This window comes from Streptomyces sp. NPDC046465 (genome assembly GCF_040646035.1).
Lineage (GTDB): Bacteria > Actinomycetota > Actinomycetes > Streptomycetales > Streptomycetaceae > Streptomyces.
Genome location: NZ_JBEYZK010000009.1, coordinates 199,899 through 212,961 on the forward strand (window position 1 = coordinate 199,899; position 13,063 = coordinate 212,961).

A 13,063-nucleotide genomic window follows, 5' to 3' on the forward strand; every position below is an offset into this window, starting at 1 on the left:
CACGCTCCCCCTCGGAGTAAGGCTCAGCCTCCCACCGCGGACCGCAGCCGTATGGTCGCGCTCGGCTCGATGTCGAGCGCGGCCGCCGCCGCTCCCACCAGGCCCGCGTCCGTGCCCATCAGTGCGGGTGCCACCGTGAGGCGTTGGACGAAGGACAGCGTGGCGTAGTCCCGCAGGGCCTTGCGGAGCGGTGTGAAGAGGACGTCGCCCGCCTTCGCCACTCCCCCGCCGATCACCGCGATGTCGATCTCGACGAGCGTCGCCGTGGCGGCGATGCCCGCGGCCAGCGCCTGCGCCGCCCGCTCGAAGGAGGCGACCGCGACCGGGTCCCCGGCGCGTGCGGCGGTCGCCACGGCCGCCGCGGAGGTGTCGCCGTCGGGGCCCGGTGCCCAGCCGTTCGCCACGGCGCGGCGCGCGATGTTCGGGCCACTGGCTATCCGCTCGACGCAGCCGCGCGCACCGCACGGGCAGGGGTCGCCGTCGAGGTCCACGCTGATGTGGCCGATGTGGCCCGCGTTGCCGGTGGGGCCCGGGTGCAGCTTGCCGCCCAGGACGAGTCCGCCGCCGACGCCCGTCGACACGACCATGCACAGGGCGTTGTCGTGGCCGCGGGCGGCGCCCTGCCAGTGCTCCGCCGCGGTCATCGCCACACCGTCGCCGACGAGGGCGACGGGGCGGCCGCCGGTGGCCGCGCGCACCCGGTCGACGAGCGGGTAGCCGCGCCAGCCTGGGACGTTGACGGGACTGACCGTGCCGGCCGACGCGTCGACGGGGCCCGCGCTGCCGATGCCCACGGCCGTGACCCGGCCCCACGGTTCGCCCGCCGTCAGCTCACCCAGGACCTCCTCGACCGCCCGCATCACCGTGTCGCCGTCCTCGCGCGCGGGGGTCGGCCGCTGCGCGCGCAGGAGGATCCGGCCACGGCCGTCCACCAGGGCTGCGGCGATCTTGGTGCCGCCGATGTCGAGTGCGGCGACGAGGTCCATGTGCATCTGTGTCGGGTCTCCTGGTGTATCGGCAGGCCGGAGAGTGCGAAGGTCAGTCTCCCCTGCATCTGACAACGTTGTCCAGGCCCTATGCTCGACGCGACATGCTCATGGACGGCCCTCGTGCAAGAAGCGTGGACGTTCCGTGGGGACCCCGTGGACCACTTTCGTGGACGACTTCGTACGACAGGACAGGACAGCACACCGTGGCCGAGACCGCCGCCCGACGACCCGAGAACCGTTACGGCAACCGGCCGACCATGAAAGACGTCGCCGCGCGTGCGGGGGTCGGCCTGAAGACCGTCTCCCGCGTCGTGAACGGCGAGCCCGGCGTCACGCCCGACACCGAGCGCCGCGTCCAGGAAGCCATCGAGGCCCTGGGCTTCCGCCGCAACGACAGCGCGCGCGTGCTGCGCAAGGGCCGCACCGCGAGCATCGGCCTCGTCCTCGAGGACCTCGCCGACCCGTTCTACGGCCCGCTGAGCCGCGCCGTCGAGGAGGTCGCGCGGGCGCACGGCGCGCTGCTCATCAACGGGTCGAGCGCCGAGGACCCGGACCGCGAGCAGGAGTTGGTGCTCGCGCTGTGCGCGCGGCGGGTGGACGGCCTCGTGGTGATCCCGGCCGGGGACGACCACCGCTATCTGGAACCGGAGATCGCCGCCGGTGTCGCCACCGTCTTCGTCGACCGGCCCGCCGGGAAGATCGACGCCGACGTGGTGCTCTCCGACAGCTTCGGCGGCGCGCGGGACGGTGTCGCGCACCTCATCGCCCACGGTCACCGCCGCATCGGCTTCATCGGCGACCAGCCGCGCATCCACACCGCCATAGAGCGGCTGCGCGGCTACCGTGCCGCGATGGAGGACGCGGGCATTCCGGTCGACGAGGAGTGGGTCTCGCTCGGGGTCACCGATCCGGAGCGGGTGCGCCCGGCGGCCGAGACGATGCTGAGCGGCCCCGGAGCGGTCACGGCGATCTTCGCGGGCAACAACCGTGTGACGGTGACGGTCGTCCGCGTCCTGGCCGCGCTCGACCGCCCGGTGGCCCTCGTCGGCTTCGACGACATCGAGCTCGCGGATCTGCTGAGCCCGGGCGTGACGGTCGTCGCGCAGGACGCGGCGCAGTTGGGCAGGACGGCGGCGGAACGGCTGTTCCGGCAGCTCGACGGCGCCTCGGGGGCTCCGGAGCGGGTGGAGCTGCCGACGCGGCTCATCACCCGGGGCTCGGGAGAGCTGCCACCGGCAGGCTGAGCGAGCGTCGATGAAGGGCGGGGGTTCAAAGACAGGCCCTCAGGGCCAGAAGGCCACCGCGAGACCGATCAGCACGCCGACGGCTACGAGGCCGCCGAGGGCGCCCGCGACGAGGGCGACTTTCTGCGATCCTGGCTTGATCTCACGCCAGCCCAGCTCCTCTGCCGCGCCCCGGATCAGTCGGTGGCCGTCGGCGGAGGAGAAGGAGTGCCGCTCGCTGCCGTCCGGCGAGCGGCTCCAGGTCCGGTACCGGGCGCGGCCCGTCTCCACCGTCACGCTCGGCGTTCCTGACGGGCCGCGCTTCACGGTGCGTACGACGTCCGTCATGGTGAAGGTCTTCTCGTGCGGGTGCAGTGCGACGCGGTAGGTGTGCAGCTGCGTGACGCGGCCCGCCCGAGGGACGTCGACGGACAGGTCGAACCCCTGCTCCGTGCGTCGCAGCCGGTACGACGTGCCCTCCGCGGCGGCCGCGACGCGGGTGTACAGCGCCTCCGTCAGCACGTCGGCAGGCCCGGCAGCGGCTTGTCGTTGTCGCCGCCCTTGACGTAGACGTCGCTGACGAAGACGCCGGTGTTGCCGCTGTCGTCGTCCGTCTTGGCCCACCAGACGTTCGTCCACCGGCCGGACGTCTCGCGGCGGCCCAGGTTCTGCTGGCAGTAGAAATAGTTGGTGCCCGCGTTCAGCGTGCCCGCCGGGGCGCCGTCCGCCGTGTACGACTTCGCGGTGCGCCACACCTGGCAGTCGTACTTGCCGCCGCCCGCCGGATGGCAGGCGGGCGCGCCGCCACCGCCGTCCGGCGATCCTCCGGAGCCGCCTGCGGACGGCTTGCCGCCGGGATCGCGACGCGCAGGGGACTCGTCGCCGTCCTTGCCTCCGGCGTCCTTGCCGGGGCGGTGCTTGCGGTCCTTGTCATCGGCCCGGTCGGCCTTGTCGGCGTCGCCGGGCGGCTTCTTCTCCGGATTGCGGGCCTTCTCGTCACCCTGCCCCGACGGCTCGGGGCGTTTCGGATCCTTCGACCCGCCGCCGAGGGGGCCGTTGCTGCCGTCGTCCTCGGTCGAACCCGCGTGCCCCGGGGTTCCCTCCTGTCGCGCCTGAGTGGCGCTGTCCTCCTGGCCGTTGAGGAAGGCCACGGTCGCGCCCGTCGCCGCGAGGACGACGCCGACCGCCGCCGCGGCGAGCAGCGCACGGCCGCGGCGCGGGCGCCGTGCGGTGGCGCGCATCTCGGCGCGGCTCGCGGGGGCGGCGGGGGCGGCGGAGGCCTGCGGCGCCGTCGCGGAGGGCGGCGGTCCGAAGCCGGGCGGGGGCGTGCTCGGGATGCTGCGCTCCGTGGTGCCGTACGGTCCCGGCGCGGCTGACCGTGGAGCGGCGCCCGCGGCGGTCCCGTGCGCCGTCGTCGCCACCTCGGTGAGCAGCAGCCCCGCCGTCTCCGCGTCGGGGCGTGCCTGCGGCTCCTTGTGCATGAGCTGCCGCAGTACGGGGGTCAGGGGTCCCGCACGGTGCGGCTCGGGGAGCGGGTCGACCACGATCGCGGTGAGCGTGGACCACGTCGACGTGCGGCGGAAGGGCGAGGAGCCCTCGACGGCGGCGTACAGCGTGGCGCCGAGGGCCCAGACGTCGGAGGCGGGGCCCGGCTCGTGGCCCTGGGCGCGCTCGGGCGCCAAGTAGTCGAGCGAGCCGATGAGTTCGCCGCTGCGGGTGAGGTGGGTGGACGAGCCGTCGCCTGGGTCGTCCATCGTGGCGATGCCGAAGTCGGTGAGGACGACGCGGCCGCCGGCTTCCAGGAGGATGTTGCCGGGCTTCACGTCGCGGTGCAGTACGCCCGCGCGGTGTGCGGCGGCCAGGGCTTCCATGACTCTGGCGCCGATGCCCGCGGCTTCGCGGGGGTCGAGGGTGCCGCGGTCGCGCAGGACGTCGTCCAGGGAGGGGCCGTCGACGAGCTCCATGACGATGAGGGGCCGTCCGTCGACCTCCGCGACGTCGTGCACGGCGACCACTCCGGGGTGGCGGACGCGGGCGGCGGCGCGGGCCTCGCGCTGCATCCGCACCCGCAGGTCGGCGAGTTCGGGGCCTGCCGCGTCCGTGAACGTACGCAGTTCCTTGACCGCGACCTCGCGGTGCAGCACCTCGTCGACGGCGCGCCACACGACCCCCATGCCGCCGCGCCCCAGCTGTGCCACGACGCGATAGCGCCCGGCGAGGAGTCTGCCGACCCCGTCCGTCTGTTCCTGGTCCCCCGAATGCACCGCTGCCCCGTTCCTGCGACACCACTGTGTGTGGCGTACAGACTACGGGGCAGCGGTGACGGTCGGAGTCCGGTGTTACTTGCCCGACCCCGTGAGGTCGCCGCGGCGCGGGCCCGAGAAGCCCTGCAGGCGGGCAAGGGTCAGGCCGGTGAGGCGGGTGACCTCGCCCGCGTCGAGGGCGCCGCAGTCCAGGCCGCGCAGCAGGTAGCCGGCGAGGGCCTTGGCGGTGGCGGGCTCGTCGGCCACGGCGCCGCCCTCGTGGTGGCCCGCGTAGGCGGCCAGGCGTGCGGCGGCGGCCTCGAAGCCCTCGCGGTAGAACGCGAACACGGCGGCGTAGCGGGTGGGGATGTGGCCGGGGTGCATGTCCCAGCCCTGGTAGTAGGCGCGGGCCAGGGCGCGGCGGGTGAGGCCGTAGTGCAGCCGCATGGCGTCGTGGACCTGCTCGGTGGTGCCGACGGGCAGGACGTTGGTGGAGCCGTCGGAGACACGGACTCCGGTGCCCGCGGCGGCGACCTGCATGACGGCCTTGGCGTGGTCGGCGGCCGGGTGGTCGCTGGCCTGGTAGGCGGCGCTGACGTGCAGGCAGGCGCTGTAGTCGAAGGTGCCGTAGTGCAGGCCGGTGGCGCGGCCCTCGGCGGCCTGGATCATGCGGGCGACGGCGGCGGTGCCGTCGGTGGCGAGGATGGACTGGCTCGTCTCGATCTGGATCTCGAAGCCGATGCGGCCGCGCTCCAGGCCGCGCGCCTTCTCGAACTCCTCAAGGAGCCGCACCATCGCGGTGACCTGCTCGGGGTACGTCACCTTGGGCAGCGTCAGGACGAGGCCGTCGGGGAGGCCGCCCGCCTCCATGAGGCCGGACAGGAAGATGTCGAGGGTGCGGATGCCGCGGTCGCGTACCGCCTCCTCCATGCACTTCATACGGATGCCCATGTACGGGGCGGCGGTGCCGTTCCTGTACGCCTCGGCGACGAGGCGGGCCGCGCGGGCGGCGTCCTGGTCCTCGTCGGCGCCCTTGTAGCCGTCCTCGAAGTCGATGCGCAGGTCTTCGACGGGTTCGCGCTCCAGTTTGGTGCGCACGCGCGTGTGGACGGCGTCGGCGAGGTCGTCGGTCAGGCCGAGGACCGCGGCGAAGGAGGCGGCGTCCGGGGCGTGCTCGTCGAGCATCGCCAGCGCCTTGTCGCCCCAGGTGCGGATCGAGTCGGCGTCGAACTGCTCGCCGGGGACGTACACGGTGTGGACGGGCTGGCGGGTGCCGGGGTCTCCGGGGTAGCGGCGCGCGAGCTCCGCGTCCACGGGGGCGAGGGAAGCGCTGATGCCCTCGCTGACCGCTCCGGCGAGGCTCGTTGCCACCTGCTCTTGCTGACCCATTCCTGCTTCCTCCACACGCTCGGTGCCGCGCCCGACATTTCCGCTCCACGGAATCAACAATCCGTATAGCGAAGTTATCCGTGACCTTCGTGCTGGTCAACACCTTCCCGTGTCCTGCATCCGTAGCCGACCGTGCGGGTTCACGCGTGTCCCTGGGCCTCGCGGGCGACCGACGCGGACAGGGTGGCTCCATCCTCCCCGCGTGCCGCCGGTGCCGGTCGCGCGGCCCGAACCCAAGGAGACCTGTGCCGTTCGACTCTCCCTTCTCGCGCCGTCGTGGCCTGCGCGCGCTCGCCGCGGGCGCGACCCTCCCGCTGTTCGGCACGGCGCTTTCGGCGGGCCCCGCGCACGCCGCGCCCGCGCCCGCGCCGGACGCCCGGCTCGAGGTGATGTCGTTCAACCTGCGCTTCGCGAGCAGCAAACCGCCGCACCCCTGGGCGGAGCGCCGCCCGGTGACGAAGGAGCTGCTGCTCCGCGCCAAACCGCACGTGATCGGCTCCCAGGAGGGCCTCTACTTCCAGCTGCAGGACATCGAGGCCGATCTCGGCGCCGACTACGACTGGATCGGTACGGGCGCGGGGGGCGGCAGCCGCGACGAGTTCATGGCCGTCTTCTACGACACCCGCAGGCTGGCCCCGCTGGAGTACGAGCACATCTGGCTCTCCGACACCCCGAGCGCCATCGCGTCCAACACCTGGGGCGCCAACTCGCCCCGCATGGCCACCTGGGTCCGTTTCCTCGACCGGACCACGAACACCCAGCTGTACGTCCTCAACACCCACTTCGACCACGTCAGCCAGAACGCACGCGCACGCTCGGCGACGCTGCTCGCCGAGCGGATCGGCCGCCTCGACGCCTCCCGGCCGATCGTCGTGACGGGCGACTTCAACGCGGTGGCCCACAAGAACCCCGCGTACGACACCCTGCTGTCAGCCGGGCTCGTCGACACCTGGGACGCGGCGAAGGAACGCAGCAAGGCGTACGGCACGTTCCACGGCTACGGGGCACTCGATCCGGACGGCGGCCGGATCGACTGGATCCTCACCAGGCAGAAGGCGCAGGTCCACGCCGCGTCGATGAACACGTTCACGCTCGGCGGGCGGTACCCGAGCGACCACCTGCCGATCCAGGCGACGCTGACGCTGTGACGCGCCGAGGCCCTCGCCCCCGCGCGCTGCGGGGGGCGAGGGCCTCGGACGTACGACGGGCTCAGCCCTTGCGGGACTTGACCTCGTCGGTGAGCGCGGGGACGACCTCGAAGAGGTCGCCGACCACGCCGTAGTCGACCAGGTCGAAGATCGGGGCCTCGGCGTCCTTGTTGATGGCCACGATGGTCTTCGAGGTCTGCATGCCCGCGCGGTGCTGGATCGCGCCGGAGATACCCGAGGCGATGTACAGCTGCGGGGAGACCGACTTGCCGGTCTGGCCCACCTGGTTGGAGTGCGGGTACCAGCCGGCGTCGACCGCGGCACGCGAGGCGCCGACGGCGGCACCGAGCGAGTCGGCGAGCGCCTCGATGATCGAGAAGTTCTCGGCACCGTTCACGCCGCGGCCGCCGGAGACCACGATCGCGGCCTCGGTCAGGTCGGGGCGGCCCGTCGACTCGCGCGGGGTGCGCGAGACGACCTTGGTGCCGGTGGCCTTCTCGGAGAAGGAGACCGTGAGGGCCTCGACGGTGCCCGCGGCCGGGGCGGCCTCCACGGCGGCCGAGTTCGGCTTGACCGTGATGACCGGGGTGCCCTTGGAGACACGGGACTTGGTGGTGTACGAGGCGGCGAACGCGGACTGCGTGGCCACCGGGCCCTCGTCGCCGGCCTCGAGGTCGACGGCGTCGGTGATGATGCCGGAGCCGATGCGGACCGCGAGACGGGCCGCGATCTCCTTGGCCTCGGCGGACGACGGGACGAGCACGGCGGCCGGGGAGACGGCCTCGTACGCGGCCTGCAGCGCGTCCACCTTCGGTACGACGAGGTAGTCGGCGAACTCGGGGGCGTCCGCGGTGAGGACCTTGACCGCGCCGTGCTCGGCGAGCGTGGCGGCGGTGGCCTCGGCGCCGGTGCCGAGGGAGACGGCGACGGGCTCGCCGATGCGGCGGGCCAGGGTCAGCAGCTCCAGGGTGGGCTTGCGGACGGCGCCGTCCACGTGGTCGACGTAGACGAGAACTTCAGCCATGGGACTTCAATCTCCTGCGAGTGCGAAGAATCTGGGGGCGGTTGGCGGGCTCAGCGAGCCTCTGGGGCGGCTAGATGAACTTCTGGCCCGCGAGGTACTCGGCGAGCTGCTTGCCGCCCTCGCCCTCGTCCTTGACGATCGTGCCGGCCGTACGGGCCGGACGCTCGGTGGCGGAGTCGACCTTGGTCCAGGCGCCCTCGAGGCCGACCTCTTCGGCCTCCAGGTCCAGGTCGTCGAGTTCCAGCGACTCCACCGGCTTCTTCTTGGCGGCCATGATGCCCTTGAAGGACGGGTAACGGGCCTCGCCCGACTGGTCCGTCACGGACACGACGGCCGGCAGGGACGCCTCGAGCTGCTCGCTGGCGGCGTCGCCGTCACGGCGGCCCTTGACGGTGCCGTCCTCGACGGAGACCTCGGAGAGCAGCGTGACCTGCGGGACGCCGAGACGCTCCGCGAGGATCGCCGGCAGCACACCCATGGTGCCGTCGGTCGAGGCCATGCCGGTGATGACCAGGTCGTAGCCGGTCTTCTCGATGGCCTTGGCAAGCACCAGCGAGGTGCCCATCACGTCGGTGCCGTGCAGATCGTCGTCCTCGACGTGGACGGCCTTGTCGGCGCCCATGGAGAGCGCCTTGCGCAGCGCGTCCTTGGCGTCCTCGGGGCCGACGGTCAGCACGGTGATCTCCGCGTCGTCCGCCGCGTCGGCGATCTGCAGCGCCTGCTCGACCGCGTACTCGTCGAGCTCCGACAGCAGGCCGTCGACGTCGTCCCGGTCGACGGTCAGGTCATCGGCGAAGTGCCGGTCGCCGGTGGCGTCGGGCACGTACTTCACACAGACAACGATCCTCAAGCTCACGCCGGGTCTCCTACTGCATCGTCTTTACTGGGCTGCTGCCTTGGCTACGGCTACTGCCTTCTTGCAGGCAGCATAGGCGCCTGAAGCGGCGGATCCCGGTCGGGGCGGCCCCCGCTCCGACCGGAATATTACTCATGAGTACACCCAGTTCATTCCCCCTGAGCAAGCGCTTTGAACTGTGACCTTCCCAACGCTCCGTAATCGGGCAGGACCCTGCCGATCGGGAACTCTCAGTCGCGCAGAGCGTTGAAGCGCCCCTGGTGGTACAGGAGCGGACGGCCGTCGTCGACGCCGTCGCCGACGACCGCCTGGGCGAGCACGATGCGGTGGTCGCCCGCGGGCACGCGCGCGACGACCCGGCACACCAGCCAGGCGAGCGCGCCGTCGAGGACGGGAACTCCCTCGGGCCCCTCGCGCCAGCGCGTGGGAGAGCCGAAGCGGTCGGCTCCGCTGCGCGCGAACGTCGCGGCGAGCTCCTGCTGGTGCTCCCCGAGTATGTGGACGCCGACGAACTCCGCCTCGGAGACCGCGGGCCAGCAGGAGGAGCCGATGCCGATGCCGAACGAGACCACCGGGGGTTCGGCGGAGACCGAGGCGAGCGACGTGGCGGTGAAACCGACCGGGCGGGAGCCGCGGGCGGCGGTGATCACGGCGACCCCCGCGGCGTGCTGCCGGAAGACCGAGCGCAGCAGATCGGGGGTGGCGGGGCGGGGGGCGATGAGGGCCGGCGATGCCGTCATGGGGTTGTCCTTCTGCCGGAGGTACGAGCGAAGACGTCGGTGCTCAGCACTGCGGACAGCGCGCGCTGGCATGGCGGGCGAGGTCCACGTGGACGCGCTCGTACAACAGGAGGTCCCGGGGCATGGAAGCAGGCTCGCGATAGCTGCCGCATGCAGTCAAGCCCTTTCCGGCAGATGAAAGATGCGTCACGACCGCAACGCCCGCCGACCGCCGTGACCTGCGGGACGCCCGGTCACACGGCCTCCCCCAGAGCGGCGATCACTTCGGCCTTGCGGGGCTGCCCGGCGGCGCGGCGCACCTCGCGTCCGGCCGCGTCCAGGACGAGGACGGTGGGTGTCTTCACCACGCGCAGTTCCCGTACGAGATCGAGCCGGGCCTCGGCGTCGATCTCGACGTGGGACACGCCCGGGACCAGCGCGGCCACGTCCGCGAGGACTCTGCGCGTCGCACGGCAGGGCTGGCAGAAGGCGCTGGAGAACTGGACGAGCGTCGCCCGCTCCCCCAGCAGCTCCCCGATGTCGGCCGCGCCGAGCCGCCGCCCGGTGTCGTGTACAGGCACTTCTGCCTCCCGCCCCCAGGGCCTCGCTCCGGTCATTCCCCGTTACAGCGCCTTCTGGCGCGCAAACATTCCCACGTGACGAGAATCTCCCGGATCGGCGGCACCAAGGGTGGCCACCCGTCCGTTCTTGGGGCACGATCTGCGCAACGCCGAAAAACCTACGGCTGCGTAACCTACCGCCGGGACCCCCTCCCCAGGCAGATACGAAGGGCCCTCCCCACCCATGGCAGAGCTTGTCTACCGTCCGGTCATCGGTGCCGCTAAAACGCTGTTCAAGGCATGGGACCTGAAGATCGACTGCAAGGGGTCGGAGAACATCCCACGCTCCGGCGGCGCGGTCCTCGTCAGCAACCACATCAGCTATCTCGACTTCATCTTCGACGGTCTCGCCGCGCTTCCGCAGAAGCGGCTCGTGCGCTTCATGGCCAAGGAGTCGGTGTTCCGGCACAAGATCTCCGGTCCCCTCATGCGCGGAATGAAGCACATTCCCGTGGACCGCAAGCAGGGTGAGACCGCCTATCAGCACGCGCTCGACTCGCTGCGTTCGGGGGAAATCATCGGCGTCTTTCCCGAGGCGACGATCTCTCCGTCGTTCACGCTGAAGACGTTCAAGTCGGGTGCCGCGCGGCTGGCGCAGGAGGCCGGGGTCCCGCTGATCCCGATGGCGCTGTGGGGCACGCAGCGACTGTGGACCAAGGGGCAGCCGCGCAACTTCAAGCGCAGCCACATCCCGATCACGATCCGCGTCGGTGAGCCGGTGGAAGCACCGAAGGACCAGTACGCGGGCGCGATCACGCGACGCCTTCGCGAGCGCTGCCAGGAGCTCCTGGAGGCCGCCCAGCGCGCCTACCCGGTGCGCCCCAAGGGCCCGGACGACACGTGGTGGATGCCGGCGCACCTCGGCGGCACGGCCCCGACCCCGGCCGAGGTGAAGGCCGCCGAGGCGACCTGACCTCGCCACGCGAGCATGTAAATGCGGCCGACCGTAACGTCAATGACGTTACGGTCGGCCGCATTTACATGCCTGTTTCAGGGGTGGGGTCAGCGCGCCATCTCTTCCTTGAGCGCGGCGAGGAATCCGTCGACGTCCTCCGCGCGGGTGTCGAACGCGCACATCCAGCGGACGTCGCCGGCCGCCTCGTCCCAGAAGTAGAAGCGGTAGCGCTTCTGCAGGCGCTCGCTCACGTCGTGCGGCAGGCGGGCGAAGACCGCGTTGGCCTGCACGGGGTAGAGGATCTCCACGCCGTGCACGGACCGGACGCCCTCCGCGAGGCGCTGCGCCATCTCGTTCGCGTGGCGCGCGTTGCGCAGCCACAGGTCCTTGGCGAGCAGGGCCTCCAACTGCACCGACACGAAGCGCATCTTGGAGGCGAGCTGCATTGACATCTTGCGCAGATGCTTCATGGAGCGGACCGCGTCCTGGTTGATGACCACGACCGCCTCGCCGAAGAGCGCACCGTTCTTGGTGCCGCCCAGCGACAGGATGTCGACGCCCACCGCGTTCGTGAAGGTCCGCATGGGGACGTCGAGCGCGGCCGCGGCGTTGGATATGCGGGAGCCGTCGAGGTGCACCTTCATGCCGAGCTGGTGCGCGTGGTCGCAGATCGCGCGGATCTCGTCGGGCGTGTAGAGCGTGCCCAGTTCGGTGTTCTGCGCGATCGAGACGACCTGCGGCATCGCGCGGTGCTCGTCGTCCCAGCCGAACGCCTGCCGGTCGATCAGCTCGGGGGTGAGCTTGCCGTCCGGCGTGGGGACGGTCAGCAGCTTGAGGCCCGCCATGCGCTCGGGAGCGCCGCCCTCGTCCACGTTGACGTGCGCGGACTCGGCACAGATCACCGCGCCCCAGCGGTCGGTGACCGCCTGGAGCGCGACCACGTTCGCCCCCGTGCCGTTGAAGACCGGGAAGGCCTCCGCGGTGGGGCCGAAGTGACCGCGGATCACCTGCTGGAGGTGGTCCGTGTAGTCGTCCTCGCCGTACGCGATCTGGTGGCCGCCGTTGGCGAGCGCGAGGGCCGCCATGACCTCCGGGTGGGCGCCCGCGTAGTTGTCGCTCGCGAAGCCGCGGACGTCCGGGTCGTGACGGCGCCGGGCATCGGTCTTCGGAGGGTTCACGGGCATGTCGTCACGAGCGGTCGCGTCGCGCGCGGTCACGGCTTCTCGGTCAGCCACAAGCGGTTTCCGTTCACTTCGCCGGCGGGCTTCTCCCAGACACCGGCGATGGCCTCGGCCAGCTCCTTGACGTCCGTGAAGCCCGCGAACTTCGCGTTGGGCCGCTCCGCGCGCATCGCGTCGTGCACCAGCGCCTTGACCACCAGGATGGCAGCCGCCGCGCGCGGTCCGTCCTCGCCCCCCGCCTTGCGGAAGGCGTCTGCGAGGGCCAGCGTCCAGGCCTCGGCCGCCGCCTTGGAGGCGGAGTACGCCGCGTTGCCCGCGGTCGGCTTGCTCGCGCCCGCCGCGCTGATCAGGAGATAGCGGCCGCGGTCGCTGCGCCGCAGGCCGTCCTCGAAGGCGAGGGAGGTGTGCTGCACGGTACGGATCAGGAGCTTCTCCAGGAGGTCCCAGTCCGCGAGGTCGGTCTCGGCGAAGCTCTTGCCGCCGCGCCAGCCGCCGACGAGGTGGACCAGGCCGTCGATCCGCCCGAACTCCTTCTCCGTGCGCGTCGCCCACTCGCGGGCCGCGTCCAGATCCAGCAGATCGACCGTGTCACCTATGACGGTCGCGCCGCCGTGCGCGTACCGCGCGGCGTCCACCGCTTCGGCGAGGCGCGCGGGGTCGGCGTCCGAGGCCACGACCGTGGCCCCTGCCTCGGCCAGCCTGAGCAGGGTGGCCCGTCCTGCGGGTCCGGCCGCTCCGGCCACCGCGACCACGGCTCCATCGAGTGCGGACATGGT

Annotated in this window: 13 protein-coding genes; 3 read left to right on the forward strand and 10 right to left on the reverse strand. The window is 71.9% G+C overall.

Going from position 1 to position 13,063, the window contains the following annotated elements; translation table 11 throughout:
• Positions 1–23: 23 nt before the first annotated feature.
• The gene (locus tag ABZ953_RS16330; RefSeq protein WP_361723241.1) at positions 24–992 is read right to left on the reverse strand and encodes an ROK family protein; all 969 of its coding nucleotides are present in this window, start codon (positions 990–992) and stop codon (positions 24–26) included.
• Positions 993–1,192: 200 nt separating this feature from the next.
• Here ABZ953_RS16330 and ABZ953_RS16335 point away from each other — a divergent pair, with 200 nt between their 5' ends.
• Entirely contained in the window at positions 1,193–2,233 is a 1,041-nt protein-coding gene (locus ABZ953_RS16335) for a LacI family DNA-binding transcriptional regulator (protein WP_361723244.1), read from the forward strand.
• Between the two features lie 39 nt (positions 2,234–2,272).
• Here the strand turns inward: ABZ953_RS16335 and ABZ953_RS16340 are convergent, their stop codons facing one another.
• From ABZ953_RS16340 to ABZ953_RS16350, 3 genes are all read right to left on the reverse strand, one after another.
• Entirely contained in the window at positions 2,273–2,734 is a 462-nt protein-coding gene (locus tag ABZ953_RS16340) for a hypothetical protein (protein WP_361723247.1), read from the reverse strand.
• Complete coding sequence (locus ABZ953_RS16345; protein ID WP_361723250.1) at positions 2,728–4,476, reverse strand: serine/threonine-protein kinase; 1,749 nt, start codon at positions 4,474–4,476, stop codon at positions 2,728–2,730. Before ABZ953_RS16345 ends, ABZ953_RS16340 begins: the two co-directional genes overlap by 7 nt.
• Positions 4,477–4,551: 75 nt before the next feature.
• Positions 4,552–5,844: an aldolase/citrate lyase family protein gene (locus ABZ953_RS16350; protein ID WP_361723253.1), complete on the reverse strand. Its 1,293-nt coding sequence runs from the start codon at positions 5,842–5,844 to the stop codon at positions 4,552–4,554.
• 245 nt (positions 5,845–6,089) lie between these two features.
• Here ABZ953_RS16350 and ABZ953_RS16355 point away from each other — a divergent pair, with 245 nt between their 5' ends.
• Entirely contained in the window at positions 6,090–6,992 is a 903-nt protein-coding gene (locus ABZ953_RS16355) for an endonuclease/exonuclease/phosphatase family protein (RefSeq protein WP_361723256.1), read from the forward strand.
• A gap of 61 nt (positions 6,993–7,053) precedes the next feature.
• On the opposite strand, the gene ABZ953_RS16360 is transcribed toward ABZ953_RS16355, so the two are convergent.
• From ABZ953_RS16360 to ABZ953_RS16375, 4 genes are all read right to left on the reverse strand, one after another.
• Positions 7,054–8,016: an electron transfer flavoprotein subunit alpha/FixB family protein gene (locus ABZ953_RS16360; protein ID WP_361723259.1), complete on the reverse strand. Its 963-nt coding sequence runs from the start codon at positions 8,014–8,016 to the stop codon at positions 7,054–7,056.
• 70 nt (positions 8,017–8,086) lie between these two features.
• The gene (locus ABZ953_RS16365) at positions 8,087–8,872 is read right to left on the reverse strand and encodes an electron transfer flavoprotein subunit beta/FixA family protein (RefSeq protein WP_361723262.1); all 786 of its coding nucleotides are present in this window, start codon (positions 8,870–8,872) and stop codon (positions 8,087–8,089) included.
• A 230-nt stretch (positions 8,873–9,102) separates the two neighbouring features.
• Positions 9,103–9,612 (reverse strand): flavin reductase family protein, encoded by a 510-nt coding sequence (locus ABZ953_RS16370; RefSeq protein ID WP_361723265.1) that lies wholly within the window; start codon positions 9,610–9,612, stop codon positions 9,103–9,105.
• A 233-nt stretch (positions 9,613–9,845) separates the two neighbouring features.
• Positions 9,846–10,172 carry a thioredoxin family protein gene (locus ABZ953_RS16375; protein WP_361723268.1) on the reverse strand — a complete coding sequence of 109 codons (327 nt, stop codon included), beginning with the start codon at positions 10,170–10,172 and terminating at the stop codon, positions 9,846–9,848.
• Positions 10,173–10,395: 223 nt separating this feature from the next.
• Here ABZ953_RS16375 and ABZ953_RS16380 point away from each other — a divergent pair, with 223 nt between their 5' ends.
• Positions 10,396–11,124, forward strand: coding sequence for a lysophospholipid acyltransferase family protein (locus tag ABZ953_RS16380; RefSeq protein WP_361723271.1), 729 nt, complete (start codon positions 10,396–10,398; stop codon positions 11,122–11,124).
• An 89-nt stretch (positions 11,125–11,213) separates the two neighbouring features.
• Here the strand turns inward: ABZ953_RS16380 and ABZ953_RS16385 are convergent, their stop codons facing one another.
• Together ABZ953_RS16385 and ABZ953_RS16390 are read right to left on the reverse strand one after the other, a co-directional pair.
• Positions 11,214–12,284 carry a low specificity L-threonine aldolase gene (locus ABZ953_RS16385; protein ID WP_361723571.1) on the reverse strand — a complete coding sequence of 357 codons (1,071 nt, stop codon included), beginning with the start codon at positions 12,282–12,284 and terminating at the stop codon, positions 11,214–11,216.
• Positions 12,285–12,319: 35 nt separating this feature from the next.
• Entirely contained in the window at positions 12,320–13,060 is a 741-nt protein-coding gene (locus tag ABZ953_RS16390) for an SDR family oxidoreductase (RefSeq protein ID WP_361723274.1), read from the reverse strand.
• Between the last annotated feature and the right edge of the window lie 3 nt (positions 13,061–13,063).

Excerpts from the sequence above, each read along its gene's own strand:
- ABZ953_RS16330 (WP_361723241.1), bottom strand. The coding sequence starts at position 992 with ATGCACATGGACCTCGTCGCCGCACTCGACATCGGCGGCACCAAGATC.
- ABZ953_RS16350 (WP_361723253.1), bottom strand. The coding sequence starts at position 5,844 with ATGGGTCAGCAAGAGCAGGTGGCAACGAGCCTCGCCGGAGCGGTCAGC.
- ABZ953_RS16360 (WP_361723259.1), bottom strand. The coding sequence starts at position 8,016 with ATGGCTGAAGTTCTCGTCTACGTCGACCACGTGGACGGCGCCGTCCGC.
- ABZ953_RS16370 (WP_361723265.1), bottom strand. The coding sequence starts at position 9,612 with ATGACGGCATCGCCGGCCCTCATCGCCCCCCGCCCCGCCACCCCCGAT.
- ABZ953_RS16380 (WP_361723271.1), top strand. The coding sequence starts at position 10,396 with ATGGCAGAGCTTGTCTACCGTCCGGTCATCGGTGCCGCTAAAACGCTG.
- ABZ953_RS16390 (WP_361723274.1), bottom strand. The coding sequence starts at position 13,060 with ATGTCCGCACTCGATGGAGCCGTGGTCGCGGTGGCCGGAGCGGCCGGA.